We start from the raw sequence: 12,835 nt of genomic DNA on the forward strand, positions 1-12,835 counted from the left end.
GTCTCTCGGGACCGCTGGCCCTCGCAGGCCTATTTGCCGGCATTGCACCCTGAACGGCTGAGCCTCGGTCAGGTTCCAATGATGTCCGGCAAGGGCGGTGGTTGCGTCGCTCTCATCTGCTTGTCTGACCAATACTACGCGGCCCATGCGCCATCGGATTGCCGCAGGGGGTGCGACCTTCTGTCGAGCCGAGGCGATCACGGGGAAGTGAGAGAAAAGGCGGGTGAGCGCCACAACCAGAAGCCAGGAATGCAAAACGGCGCGGGTTACCCCGCGCCGTCGCTTGAAACTTCAGTTGGTGCGGCTCAGGCCGAGAGAGCCTTGAACTCTGCGAGGATCGCATCGCCCATTTCGACGGTGCCGACCTGGCGGCAACCCTCGGCCATGATGTCGCCGGTGCGGATGCCCTTGTCGAGCACATTGGCGATGGCCTTCTCGAGGCGATCGGCTTCCGTGACCATGTTGAAGGAGTAGCGCAGGCACATGGCAAAGGAGGCGATCATGGCGATCGGGTTGGCAATGCCCTTGCCGGCGATGTCGGGTGCCGAACCATGCACCGGCTCGTAAAGCGCCTTGCGCTTGCCGGTCTTGGCATCGGGAGCGCCGAGCGAAGCCGACGGCAGCATGCCGAGCGAGCCGGTCAGCATGGCGGCAACGTCAGAAAGCATGTCGCCGAACAGGTTGTCGGTGACGATGACGTCGAACTGCTTCGGTGCGCGCACCAGCTGCATGCCGCCGGCATCGGCCAGCATGTGGTCGAGCTGGACGTCGGAGAACTTCTCCTTGTGGGTCGCGGTAACGACCTGGTTCCACAAGACGCCCGACTTCATGACGTTGCGCTTTTCCATCGAGCAGACGGCATTGTTGCGGGTGCGTGCAAGTTCGAAGGCGACGGCGGCGATGCGCTCGATTTCGTAGGTGTCATAGACCTGGGTGTCGACGGCGCGCTTCTGGCCATTGCCGAGATCGGTGATGGTCTTCGGCTCCCCGAAGTATACGCCGCCGGTGAGTTCGCGGACGATGAGGATATCGAGACCCTCGACCAGCTCGGGCTTCAGCGAGGAGGCGTTGGCGAGCGCCGGATAGCAGATCGCCGGACGGAGGTTGGCGAAGAGTTCGAGATCCTTGCGCAGACGAAGCAGGCCGGCTTCCGGGCGCACCTCATAGGGCACGTCGTCCCACTTCGGGCCGCCGACAGCGCCGAAGAGCACGGCGTCGGCGGCGAGCGCCTTTGCCATGTCTTCCTCGGAAATCGCCGAACCATGGGCATCATAGGCGGAACCGCCGACGAGACCTTCGTTGGTGACGAAACCGGCGCCATGCGCCTCGTTCATGTAGCCGATGATCTTGCGAACTTCGGCCATGGCCTCGGGGCCGATGCCGTCGCCGGGCAAAAGGAGAAGATTGCGAGCCGTCATGGAAACCCTCCACTCGAAAAAGAAGTCGCGGTGTCTTACGCGCGGGGCAGGGGCATTTCAAGCGAGATAGGCCGGAAACGGTACGGTTTGGCGCGCCTACCGAAGGGCAAGGGATGGTTGACCCTGAAGGTTTGGAGGTTCAAAACACGCCACACCTTCAGTATCCCTAGTCCCCTTTCGAGTGCCCCATGCCGCTTTCTCCCCTTCACATCGAAACGCCACTTCTGCGCACCTCCGCCGACAACAGCAAAAGCGGCCTGCCGCTCTGGCTGAAACTCGACGCCCTGCAGCCATCCGGCAGCTTCAAGCTGCGCGGCGTCGGCCTTCTCTGCCAGCATGAAGTCGCCAAGGGCGCGCGCGAGATCTTCTGCGCCTCCGGCGGCAATGCCGGCATCGCGGCCGCCGTTGCCGGCAAGGCGCTCGGCGTGCCGGTGACGATCGTCGTGCCGGAAACCACATCCGCGGAGGTCCGCGCCCGGATTGCCGCAACCGGCGCCAATGTGCTGGTGCATGGCGCCGTCTTCGATGAGGCGAATGCCCATGCCGTCGCACTCGCCGCCGAACGCAAGGCCGCTTACGTCCACCCCTATGATCATCCGCTGCTCTGGGAAGGCCACGCGACCCTGATCGACGAGGTGGTCAAGGCCGGCGCCGAATTCGACTGCGTCGTCACCAGCGTCGGCGGAGGCGGGCTGCTCGCCGGTATCGTCGAGGGCCTCAGGCGCAACGGGCTGCGCGAGATCCCCGTCATTGCCGTCGAGACGGAAGGGGCCGCCTCGCTCAACGCTGCCGTTCTCGCAAAGGAACGCGTCACGCTACCGGCCATCACCTCGATTGCCAATTCGCTCGGTGCGCGCCAGGTCGCGCAACATGTTTTCGACCTACTGGGCCAGCATCCGATCGAAAGCGTTACGGTCACCGACGCTGAGGCGGTTGCGGCCTGCCTGAAGTTTGCCGATGCGCAGCGGATCCTCGTCGAGCCCGCCTGCGGTGCAGCACTCGCTGTGACCGATGTGCATGCCTATCGGCTGTCGCGTTTCAAGGCGCCGCTGATCGAGATCTGCGGCGGCATCGGCGTGTCGCTCGCAACGCTGGAAGCCTGGCGGGCTCGATTCTTTTGAGGCCAACGAAAAAGCCGGGCGTGAGCCCGGCTTCATCACGTCAGTTTTCGAGCAAGCCTCAGGCCCAGGGGCGCTGGGCGGCGTTGGACTGCTCGAAGGTCGAGATGCTCGATGCCTTTTCGAGCGTCAGGCCGATGTCGTCGAGACCGTTCAGCAGGCAGTGGCGCTTGAAGGCGTCGATCTCGAAAGAAATCTTGCCGCCATCCGGGCCGGTGATTTCCTGGGCTTCCAGATCGACCGTCAGCACGGCATTGGAGCCGCGGGAGGCATCGTCCATCAGCTTGTCCAGATCGGACTGGCTGACAACGATCGGCAGGATGCCGTTCTTGAAGCAGTTGTTGTAGAAGATGTCGGCGAACGACGTGGAGATCACGCAGCGGATGCCGAAGTCGAGCAGGGCCCACGGTGCATGCTCGCGCGAGGAGCCGCAGCCGAAATTGTCGCCGGCCACGAGGATCTGGGCATTCCGGTAAGCCGGCTTGTTCAGAACGAAATCCGCGTTCTCCGAACCATCTTCCTTGTAGCGCGCCTCGGCGAACAGGCCGGTGCCGAGACCGGTGCGCTTGATGGTCTTCAGGTAATCCTTGGGGATGATCATGTCCGTGTCGATGTTGACGACCGGAAGCGGTGCCGCGACACCGGTGAGCTTTACGAACTTGTCCATCAGTCTGCCTTCGATCTGGCTAATGCGCGTTTGATGACCCGCCCATAGAGCAAAACCGGAATAATTTGAAGGAGAATCTTAGAAAGGCTCTTTCGGCGCTCTATGCGCAGCAAATTCATCTCACCCGAATGTCGGATGAGATGAAGGATCGCCCGGAGGTGGGATCACAGATCGATGATCGTGCCCTTGCCGTCATTCCAGACGCGCACGTCATCGCGACGCTTCGCCTTGACGTAGACCGGAGCGCGCTTGGTCTTGCCCATCAGCATACGGGCGCCGAGCGTTACCGTCAGGAGCGCACCGACCACCAGCGTCAGCGAAACCGCGAAAGCGGCAGCAAGACCGACAAAGGCGAGGCCAGCAAGGGCGTAAACGGCGGATCGAAGATTCTGCATGATCATGTCCTTTCTCGATCACCAAGGTGGTCCTAATTCCCAGGCATTGCAAGGGCCTTTCACCCAATTGTCATCTTGCATGGCCGGGCAAAGCTTGCCAGAACTCGGCCATGACGTCAGAGGCCTCCTCCTTCCGGGCACATCACCCGTCCCGTGTCCGCCGTTCAATCCTGACGGTTCCGGCGATCAACGACCGTGCGCTCGACAAGCTCACCAGCCTGGACTGCGATGCGGTCATCTTCGACCTGGAAGATTCCGTAGCCGAAGACCGCAAGGCGGATGCACGCGCCAACCTCCTGAATTTCCTGCGGGATAAGGACCTTGGCCACCGCGAGCGGATCATCAGGGTCAATGCTGCCGATACCGTATTCCATCTCGAGGATATGGCGCTTGTTCTGAATGTCCTGCCCGACGCCGTGCTGCTGCCGAAGGTCGAGGAGCCGGTGACGGTTCAGGACGTGGCGGATCTGCTCGGCGAGAGCGATGCGGCGGATGGTCTCAGGATCTGGGCGATGATCGAAACGCCGCGCGGCGTTCTCAATGCCGCGGCGATTGCCTCATCAGGGCGCACCAGCGACAGCCGGCTCGACGCCTTCGTCGTTGGACTCAACGATCTGCGCAAGGCGACCGCCATTCCGGCAGCCCCCGGACGCACCTATCTCGTGCCCTATCTGATGCAGGTCGTGCTCGCTGCCCGCGCCTATGGGCTCGACGTGATCGACAGCGTGTCCAACGATTTTCGCGACCTCGAAGCCTTCTCGAACGAATGCGGGCAGGGCAGGGCCATGGGCTTTGACGGCAAGATGCTGATCCACCCGGCACAAATCGAACCCGCCAATCGCCATTTCGGCCCCTCGGATGCCGCTGTCGCCGAGGCCCGTCTCGTGGTCGACGCCTTTTCCGACCCGGCCCATGCGGGCCTCAATGTCATCAACATCGATGGGCGGATGATCGAACGCCTGCATGCCGAGGAGGCTGCCCGCCTTCTCGCCAAAGTCGCGCTGCTCACCGCCAGAAAGGACAAGCCATGAAAGTCTATCGTTTCCTCACCGGCCCGGATGATTCGAGCTTCTGCCACCGCGTCACCGACGCGCTGAACAAGGGCTGGGAATTGCACGGCTCGCCGAGCCACACCTTCAACGCCGCCGAAAACCGCATGTATTGCGGCCAGGCCGTGGTGAAGACGGTGCATGGCAAGGACTATGATCCCAGCATGAAGCTGGGCGAGCAGTAGCATTTCTCCCCCCTTGCGGGGGAGAACGGAAAATCGAAGGTTTAGGCGAGCGCAAGCCGCCTAAACTTCAGATTTTCCAAGAGAGGGGCAGCGTTCCGCTGGTGCTCACCTGACCGAGCGCCCCTCTTGCGAAATCTGAGGTTTGGCCCTGATCGGGCCAATTCCTCGATTTCGCTTTCTCCCCCGCAAGGGGGGAGATCGGGCTCCGCGCTTGCATCTCGGCGCCCTCATGCTGAGGTGCCCGCGAGAAGCGCGGGCCTCGAAGCATCCCTCTTTTTTCCGTACCTGTGGCCTCGTGCTTCGAGGCCGGGCAAGCCCGGCACCTCAGCATGAGGGGTGATCTGTTGCTGTCAAAAAGCGCAAGCTTCGCCATCGGTCGGGATCATCTCCCTCCGGTTCGGGTCATGCTTGCCCTCGGGTTAAGCCCGAGGATCGGACGAGGCGCCAGAAGCAACCTGTCTAAGTAAATATGTGGCTCCTTCCGGCGCCTCGTTCGGCGTTTTTTCCCGCTGCATGCGTCTCTCTGGCAAGGCGGCGACGGGCGTCGTGACGATCCTTCGATCCGTCCGACGTTCGACCGGGCGCGGGTCCGGCTTTGGCATCACCGTGAGATGACGCTTCAGCCTGGCCGGTGGCCCGGGAGGTTCCCGCCGGATGGTGCACCATTCCGACCGGGACCCTCGCCCGGGGGATGGGGCTCTCGTCATTTGCGACCTCGGTCCTCATCCCCACCGTTTGTTTCGCCCCGCTGTCTGGATGTTCGCGACAGCGCGGGCGCCTTGTCTGTGTGCCTCTGAGGCACGTCCTTCCGATCAGGGTATCCAGGTTTTGGGACGCATCCGACCCCATCACCCTCGTCAAGCCCTTCGTCCGGAGGGAGACCGTTGCAGCGGGCCGGGACTTCAGGTCTGCGACAACCCTCCACCCCGGCGCCGGCCCCGCCTCGCCTGACATCGCATCGTCAGGTGTATCCGAGGGCGGGACAGCTTTGAGTCTAGGAGAGGAAAAATGGGCGGGGATGAAAAAACTTTGTTTTGTTGATTTTGTTAAGAGATTTGTGAAAGTCGTCCCCCCTTTTTTCGGGAGTTGGCGTCGAATTCGTGGCTTTGCCCCTCACCCTACCCTCTCCCCGCAGGCGGGGAGAGGGAGGCACGCGCGGTTGAGGTCTCGGACTTCTCCCCGCAGGCGGGGAGAAGGTGCCCGAAGGGCGGATGAGGGGCTGAAGTGATTGGGATGAGGGGCAAAGGCTGCAAGCGCGACGCCCATCTCCCCCTTGGTGGGGGAGACTTCGGAGCGGTGGCCGAAGGCCAGAAATCGATCCCGTGAATCGATTTCAGCGAACGAAGGCCTGAGCGCGACGTCGCGCGAAGGCTGGAAGAGGAATTGGCCCGATCAGGGCCAAACCTCAGATTTCGCAAGAGGGGGGCTCGGTGAGGTGAGTGCCAACGGAACTGTGCCCCTCTCCTGGAAAATCTGAAGTTTAGGCGGCTTACACTCGCCTAAGCCTTCGATTTTCCGTCCTCCCCCGCATGGGGGGAGGGGCCCTCGCCTTCCCCATTGATTCGCGTCCCCGACAGGCGTAAAAGGCCACGTGTTCCGTGGTGATTTGGCCGGCCGGCTTGCAGCCACGTAAAATAAGTCGCTAAAGGGCCGAGGCGAGTTAACAAGACTTTCCGAGGACCGGTGGCGATAGAAAAGCTGCCGGTGTTTTTGTTTCCGCGGTCTGGAGCCGCCGTGACAAGGAAAGTCGAGAGTCAAATGCCGATCAGGATCCCCGATACGCTGCCCGCCTTTGAGACCCTCGTGCACGAGGGCGTGCGGGTCATGACCGAAACCGTGGCCATTCGCCAGGACATTCGCCCGCTGCAGATCGGCCTGCTCAACCTCATGCCCAACAAGATCAAGACCGAGGTGCAATTTGCCCGTCTGATCGGTGCATCGCCGCTGCAGGTGGAGCTGACGCTGGTGCGCGTCGGTGGCCACAAGGCCAAGAACACGCCGGAAGAGCATCTCCTCTCCTTCTACCAGACCTGGGACGAGGTGAAGGACCGCAAGTTCGACGGCTTCATCATCACCGGTGCGCCCGTGGAAACGCTGCCCTTCGAGGAGGTCACCTACTGGCCGGAGCTGGAAGACATCCTGAACTGGACGGAGACCAACGTTCATTCGACCATGAATGTCTGCTGGGGCGGCATGGCGGCGATCTATCACTTCCATCGGGTGCCCAAACATCCGCTGAAGGAAAAGGCATTCGGCGTCTATCGCCACCGCAACCTAGCCCCGTCCTCGGTCTATCTCAACGGCTTCTCCGACGATTTCCAGGTGCCGGTGTCGCGCTGGACGGAAGTGCGCCGGGAAGACATCGAGAAGGTGCCGGATCTGAAGATCCTGCTGGAATCCGACGAGATGGGTGTCTGCCTGGTGCAGGAGAAGCGGGCAAACCGGCTCTATATGTTCAACCACGTCGAATACGACTCGACATCGCTGGGGGACGAGTATTTCCGCGACAAATCGGCGGGGATCCCGATCAAGCTGCCGCACAATTATTTCCCGCACAATGACGACACGCTGACGCCGCTCAACCGCTGGCGCGGCCATGCGCATCTCCTGTTCGGCAACTGGATCAACGAGATCTACCAGATGACGCCCTATGATCTGAGTGAGATCGGCAAGGATCTGGCGGGCTGACGGCGGTACGGGGACGGGAGCCGATTTTGTGAGGACAGGCGGGTTCCTCTATGACAGGATGCCGCCGCCGATGAACCGAGCCATTTTCGTCCGATGTTCCTGCCGTTTTTTCTGCGCCTGAGAGAAGAGAAGGTTCCCGTGACCCTGCGGGAATACCTGGCTTTGCTCGAAGGCCTTGAAGCGGGTCTCGTCGATTTCGATCCGGAAGGCTTCTACTATCTCGCCCGCACCACCCTGGTGAAGGACGAGCGCTTCATCGATCGCTTCGACCGGGTGTTTTCCGAGATTTTCGGCGGTATCCTGAGCGAGGGGGCTGCGGACGCCGTCGATCAGCAGCTGATCCCCGAAGACTGGTTGCGCAGGCTGGCGGAAAAGCATCTGTCGGACGAGGACAAGAAGCTGATCGAGAGCCTCGGTGGCTTCGACAAGCTGATGGAAACGCTGAAAAAGCGGCTGGCCGAACAGAAGGAGCGCCATCAGGGCGGCAACAAGTGGATCGGCACGGCCGGCACCTCGCCCTTCGGCGCCTATGGCTACAATCCGGAAGGCGTGCGCATCGGCCAGGAGGAAAGCCGCCATCGACGGGCGGTCAAGGTCTGGGACAGCAGAGAATTCCGCAATCTCGATGACCGCGTCGAACTCGGCACGCGCAACATCAAGGTGGCGCTCCGACGGCTGCGCCGCTTCGTGCGCGAAGGGGCGGCCGAGGAACTTGATCTCGCAGGCACGATCCGATCGACTGCCGAGCACGGCTATCTGGATGTGAAGACGCAAGCGGAGCGCCGCAATGCCGTGAAGCTCCTGATGTTCTTCGACATCGGCGGCTCGATGGACGACCATGTGCGCGAGGTCGAGGAGCTGTTTTCAGCGGCACGCTCCGAATTCCGGCACATGGAGTATTTCTACTTCCACAATTGCCCCTATGAGCGCGTCTGGAAGGACAACCAGCGCCGCCATGCCGATACCATTCCGACGGTGGATGTGATCAGGACATTCGGCGCGGACTACCGGCTGATCTTCGTCGGCGATGCGGCGATGAGCCCCTATGAGATCACCCATCCTGGCGGTTCGGTCGAGCATTGGAACACGGAGAGCGGGGCGGCCTGGCTCACACGCTTGACCGACCATTTCCGGCGACATCTCTGGATCAATCCCCTGCCACAGGCGAACTGGGACTATACCATGTCGGTCGGACTGATTCGCCGGCTGATCGGCGACCGGATGTATCCGTTGACGCTGGGTGGTCTTGAGGCGGCAGCCCGCGAGCTTTCGCGGTGAACGACAAACAATCATGACAAGAGGCGAGGAAACGACAAGATGACGAAGACGGTGTTCGGCGTGATGCCAACGGGGGAAGCGGTAGAGAAGGTTGTGCTGACGGGCGGTGGCCTGACCGCCTCCATCATCACCTTTGGCGCGGTCCTGCAGGACCTGCGGCTCGACGGCCACGACGCTCCGCTGGTGCTCGGCTTCGACGATCTCGCCGGCTATCTCGACCACTCGCCCTATTTCGGCGCGACGCCTGGCCGCTGCGCCAACCGCATCGGTGACGGGCGCTTCACGCTCGATGGCACCGACTACCAGCTGGAGCTGAATGAACGGGGTGTCTCCCACCTGCATGGCGGCTCCGACGGGATGGGCCGGCAGAACTGGACGATCCTGGAGCACGCTGCGGATTCCGTCGTGATGGAGGTGACCGATCCGGATGGACGCGCCGGCTATCCGGGTACGACGCGCACCCGTGCGACCTTTGCACTCAAGCCCGGCGGCGTGTTCTCGGCGCTTTACGAGACGGTGACCGACAAGCCGACCATCGCCAATGTCTGCCACCACGCCTATTTCAATCTCGACGGTCGCCCGGATATCCTCGGCCACGACCTGATGATCGCTGCCGACCACTACACGCCGGTCGACGAGCGCCTCATTCCGACGGGTGAAATCCGCCCGGTCGAAAGCACCGCCTTCGACTTCCGCGACATGCGGCCGATCCGTCTGGAGGTCGATGGCGAACAGCTCGGCTACGACCATAATTTCTGCTTTTCGAGCAGCCGCGTTGCCAAGCGCAGCGTATCTCTGGCGCGCAGCGTCAATTCCGGTGTGACCATGGAGATCCTGACGACGGAGCCGGGCGTGCAGTTCTATGCCGGCGGCAAGGTCTCGCCGGCCGTTCCGGGCCTCGAAGGGCGCCGCTACGGAGCCTTTGCCGGCTTCTGCATGGAAACCCAGGTCTGGCCGGATGCGATCAATCATCCGAACTTCCCGAACGCGGTGCTACGGCCGGGCGAGGTATTGCGCCAGGAGACCGATTACGTCTTCTCGAAGAGTTGAGGTCAGGAGGGGATCGGCTGCGGGGTGACCTGTGGCCGGTCACGCGTCTCGTCGAGCGAGGCGCAAAGGCGCCATCGATCCTGCATAGTCAGAAGATATCTGGAGGAAGAATGGAGCGGGTGAAGCGATTCGAACGCTCGACCCCAACCTTGGCAAGGTTGTGCTCTACCCCTGAGCTACACCCGCTCATCAACCGCGATCCTGGGGTAGTGTCTGGATCGTGGGCCGTCCGTCTTGCGGCGACGGGCGCTATATGGCCCAATCGATTTTCAAATGCAACAGGGAAATGACGGATCAGCGCGAAAAAAATTTGAGGTCGGGCCAAGAGGCTGAGAAAGCTGAGCTTTCGCAGGGTTTTGGGAGTCTTGAAAGATTGCAGGATGTCGGTCTTGGGCCTATGCCTCTCTGCAAATCCCGTTAAGCACGGGGCATGAACATACCGACATTCCATGCGAGGCCATCATGACGACGCCGAAAACGCCTGACGATCTCTTCCGCTTTCTGGACGAGCTGGGAATTGCCCACAAGACCAAGACGCATCCGCCGGTGTTCACGGTCGCCGAATCGGTGTCGCTGCGCGACGAGATCCCCGGCGGCCATACCAAGAACCTGTTCGTGAAGGACAAGAAGGACAATTTCTTCCTGCTGACCGTCGAGGAACATGCGTCCGTCGACCTCAAGACCGTCCACACGATCATCGGTGCGGCGAGCAAGGTCTCCTTCGGCAAGCCGGAGAAGCTGATGGAATATCTTGGCGTCGTTCCCGGCTCCGTCACGGCGCTCGGTGCCATCAACGATACCGGCAAGAATGTCACCTTCGTGCTCGACAAGGATCTGATGGAGCACGAGATCATCAACTGCCATCCGCTCTCCAACGACGCGACGACCTCGATCGGCCGGGATGACCTGATCCGCTTCATGGAGGCGACCGGGCATACGCCGCTTGTCTTGAAAGTCACGGCCTGACATACGATCTTAACGGCAAGGACGGCAGCCTCTCCGAAGGCTGCGAATCAGGCGGGAGATGCAGAGCATGAGCGACTACGGCAACCCTTACGGCGGCTATGGCAACCAGACCATGACGGCCAAGGCACAGTTTGGCGGCGCTCCCGAGGGTCAGGCTCCGGCCGGCGAGCTGATCAAGGACACGACGACGGCGAACTTCGCCCGTGACGTAATGGACGAATCGCGCAACCAGCCGGTGCTCGTCGATTTCTGGGCGCCGTGGTGTGGCCCGTGCAAGCAGCTGACGCCCGTCATCGAAAAGGCGGTCAAGGAAGCCGGTGGCCGGGTCAAGCTCGTCAAGATGAATATCGACGACCATCCCTCCGTCGCCGGCCAGCTCGGCATCCAGTCGATCCCGGCGGTGGTTGCGTTCGTCAATGGTCGCCCCGCCGACGGGTTCATGGGCGCGCTGCCCGAAAGCCAGGTCAAGGCCTTCATCGACAAGGTTGCCGGTCCGGCCGGTGCGGACCAGGCTGCAGAGATCGCGGCCGTGCTTGAAGAAGCCGCAGGGATGCTTGCGGCAGGCGATATCGACGGCGCTGCCCAGCTGTTTGCGGCGGTCTTGCAGGCCGACCCCGACAACACCAAGGCGATTGCCGGGCTTGCCGATTGCATGATCGGAGCGAACCAGCACCAGCGTGCGCGCGAACTCGTGAGCCAGTTGCCGGAAGATCTGGCCAAGGCTGCCGAAATCCAGGCAATCCTCAAGCGTCTCGACCAGATCGACGAGGCCCGCAAGCTCGGCGATCCCGTGGCGCTCGAACATACGCTGTCGCTCAATCCGGACGATCATGAGGCGCGGATGAAGCTTGCCAAGATCCGCAATGTCGAGGGTCGGCGCGAGGAAGCGGCCGAACATCTGCTGCTGATCATGAAGCGGGATCGCAGCTTCGAGGATGACGGCGCGCGCAAGCAGCTGCTGCAGTTCTTCGAGGTCTGGGGACCCAAGGATCCGGCCACAGTCATGGCACGGCGCAAGCTCTCTTCGATCCTGTTTTCGTGAGCCGCGACCGGTCTTGAGTTTTGGCCGGCGCGACCCAGATAGAAGCCAAGAATGAACACCGGATTTTCCGGACAGGATGTGCTTCGATGCAAGTGGGAAATGCCCGATATCTGACGGCTGCGGACCTTCCAGAGACGGTCCCGGTCTTCCCCATCTCCGGCGTGCTGCTGCTGCCAGGCGGCCAGTTGCCGCTCAACGTGTTCGAGCCGCGTTATCTCGCGATGTTCGACGCGGCGCTGGCGGGCAACAGGCTGATCGGCATGATCCAGCCGGCGATGTCGGAAGTGCAGGCCAATATTTTGCCCGAGCGCCCGCAGCTGGCGCCGGTCGGCTGCCTGGGACGCATCACATCCTTCACCGAAACCGGCGATGGACGCTATATCGTCTCGCTTGCCGGGGTCTGCCGCTTCCGGTTGATGGACGAGGCGGCGACCAGCAAACCCTTCCGCAGTTTTCACATCGCGCCGTTCATCGCTGACCTGACATCGGCGGAGGATGAAGGCCAGGTCAATCGCGAGGGGCTGCTTGCGGCATTCAAAGCCTATCTCGATGCGAACAAGCTGGAGGCGGACTGGGAAAGCGTGGAGCGCGCTTCCAACCTGACACTGGTGAATTCCCTGTCGATGATGTCGCCCTTTGGCCCGCCTGAAAAGCAGGCGCTTCTGGAGGCGCCCGACCTCAAGACCCGCGCCGAGACCCTGATTGCCATCACCGAAATCGTGCTTGCACGGACCTTCGGCGATGCCGACACCATGCTGCAGTGACCGATGCCCGATAATCCAACCAGTCTCGTTGACCCCAAGATGCTGGAGCTTCTGGTCTGTCCGTTGACGCAGGGCATGCTGAAATGGGATCGCGAGAAGAACGAACTCGTTTCGGAAAAGGCGCGGCTTGCCTATCCGATCCGCGACGGGATCCCGATCATGCTGGTTTCAGAGGCGCGCAAGCTCGACATGCCGGCCTGATGGCGGACAGCGGC

General features: G+C 61.9%; 13 protein-coding genes, 1 tRNA gene and 1 riboswitch. Of the genes, 10 read left to right on the forward strand and 4 right to left on the reverse strand.

Annotated elements, in window-relative coordinates:
* Nucleotides 1–305 precede the first annotated feature (305 nt).
* The gene (leuB, locus tag H6M51_RS06420) at nucleotides 306–1,418 is read right to left on the reverse strand and encodes a 3-isopropylmalate dehydrogenase (protein WP_185809067.1); all 1,113 of its coding nucleotides are present in this window, start codon (nucleotides 1,416–1,418) and stop codon (nucleotides 306–308) included.
* A gap of 188 nt (nucleotides 1,419–1,606) precedes the next feature.
* Here leuB and H6M51_RS06425 point away from each other — a divergent pair, with 188 nt between their 5' ends.
* Entirely contained in the window at nucleotides 1,607–2,539 is a 933-nt protein-coding gene (locus tag H6M51_RS06425) for a pyridoxal-phosphate dependent enzyme (RefSeq protein ID WP_185809068.1), read from the forward strand.
* Nucleotides 2,540–2,597: 58 nt separating this feature from the next.
* Here the strand turns inward: H6M51_RS06425 and leuD are convergent, their stop codons facing one another.
* Together leuD and H6M51_RS06435 are read right to left on the reverse strand one after the other, a co-directional pair.
* Nucleotides 2,598–3,203, reverse strand: coding sequence for a 3-isopropylmalate dehydratase small subunit (gene leuD, locus H6M51_RS06430; RefSeq protein ID WP_185809069.1), 606 nt, complete (start codon nucleotides 3,201–3,203; stop codon nucleotides 2,598–2,600).
* A gap of 164 nt (nucleotides 3,204–3,367) precedes the next feature.
* Entirely contained in the window at nucleotides 3,368–3,598 is a 231-nt protein-coding gene (locus H6M51_RS06435; protein WP_185809070.1) for a hypothetical protein, read from the reverse strand.
* A 110-nt stretch (nucleotides 3,599–3,708) separates the two neighbouring features.
* Here H6M51_RS06435 and H6M51_RS06440 point away from each other — a divergent pair, with 110 nt between their 5' ends.
* The 5 genes from H6M51_RS06440 (at nucleotide 3,709) to H6M51_RS06460 (ending at nucleotide 9,848) form a co-directional block, all read left to right on the forward strand.
* Nucleotides 3,709–4,629, forward strand: coding sequence for a CoA ester lyase (locus H6M51_RS06440; protein ID WP_185809071.1), 921 nt, complete (start codon nucleotides 3,709–3,711; stop codon nucleotides 4,627–4,629).
* Nucleotides 4,626–4,832: a DUF1737 domain-containing protein gene (locus tag H6M51_RS06445; protein ID WP_136539253.1), complete on the forward strand. Its 207-nt coding sequence runs from the start codon at nucleotides 4,626–4,628 to the stop codon at nucleotides 4,830–4,832. The genes H6M51_RS06440 and H6M51_RS06445 overlap by 4 nt, the downstream gene beginning before the upstream one ends.
* 1,588 nt (nucleotides 4,833–6,420) lie before the next feature.
* Nucleotides 6,421–6,498: riboswitch (SAM riboswitch) on the forward strand.
* Between the two features lie 92 nt (nucleotides 6,499–6,590).
* The gene (metA, locus tag H6M51_RS06450) at nucleotides 6,591–7,520 is read left to right on the forward strand and encodes a homoserine O-succinyltransferase (protein ID WP_185809072.1); all 930 of its coding nucleotides are present in this window, start codon (nucleotides 6,591–6,593) and stop codon (nucleotides 7,518–7,520) included.
* A 93-nt stretch (nucleotides 7,521–7,613) separates the two neighbouring features.
* On the forward strand, nucleotides 7,614–8,798 hold the full coding sequence (locus H6M51_RS06455) for a VWA domain-containing protein (RefSeq protein ID WP_185809073.1): 1,185 nt from the start codon (nucleotides 7,614–7,616) through the stop codon (nucleotides 8,796–8,798).
* Nucleotides 8,799–8,837: 39 nt separating this feature from the next.
* Complete coding sequence (locus tag H6M51_RS06460) at nucleotides 8,838–9,848, forward strand: aldose epimerase family protein (RefSeq protein WP_185809074.1); 1,011 nt, start codon at nucleotides 8,838–8,840, stop codon at nucleotides 9,846–9,848.
* A gap of 111 nt (nucleotides 9,849–9,959) precedes the next feature.
* Here H6M51_RS06460 and H6M51_RS06465 read toward each other — a convergent pair.
* Nucleotides 9,960–10,034, reverse strand: a tRNA-Gly gene (locus H6M51_RS06465).
* 276 nt (nucleotides 10,035–10,310) lie between these two features.
* Between H6M51_RS06465 and H6M51_RS06470 the strand changes: the two genes are divergently transcribed.
* The 4 genes from H6M51_RS06470 (at nucleotide 10,311) to H6M51_RS06485 (ending at nucleotide 12,821) form a co-directional block, all read left to right on the forward strand.
* Nucleotides 10,311–10,814 carry a prolyl-tRNA synthetase associated domain-containing protein gene (locus tag H6M51_RS06470; protein WP_185809075.1) on the forward strand — a complete coding sequence of 168 codons (504 nt, stop codon included), beginning with the start codon at nucleotides 10,311–10,313 and terminating at the stop codon, nucleotides 10,812–10,814.
* Between the two features lie 67 nt (nucleotides 10,815–10,881).
* Nucleotides 10,882–11,856: a thioredoxin gene (trxA, locus tag H6M51_RS06475; RefSeq protein ID WP_185809076.1), complete on the forward strand. Its 975-nt coding sequence runs from the start codon at nucleotides 10,882–10,884 to the stop codon at nucleotides 11,854–11,856.
* A gap of 86 nt (nucleotides 11,857–11,942) precedes the next feature.
* On the forward strand, nucleotides 11,943–12,620 hold the full coding sequence (locus tag H6M51_RS06480) for an LON peptidase substrate-binding domain-containing protein (RefSeq protein WP_185809077.1): 678 nt from the start codon (nucleotides 11,943–11,945) through the stop codon (nucleotides 12,618–12,620).
* 3 nt (nucleotides 12,621–12,623) lie between these two features.
* Nucleotides 12,624–12,821: a Trm112 family protein gene (locus H6M51_RS06485; protein ID WP_185809078.1), complete on the forward strand. Its 198-nt coding sequence runs from the start codon at nucleotides 12,624–12,626 to the stop codon at nucleotides 12,819–12,821.
* Nucleotides 12,822–12,835 lie beyond the last annotated feature (14 nt).

Source organism: Rhizobium sp. AQ_MP (assembly GCF_014237835.1).
GTDB lineage: Bacteria > Pseudomonadota > Alphaproteobacteria > Rhizobiales > Rhizobiaceae > Allorhizobium.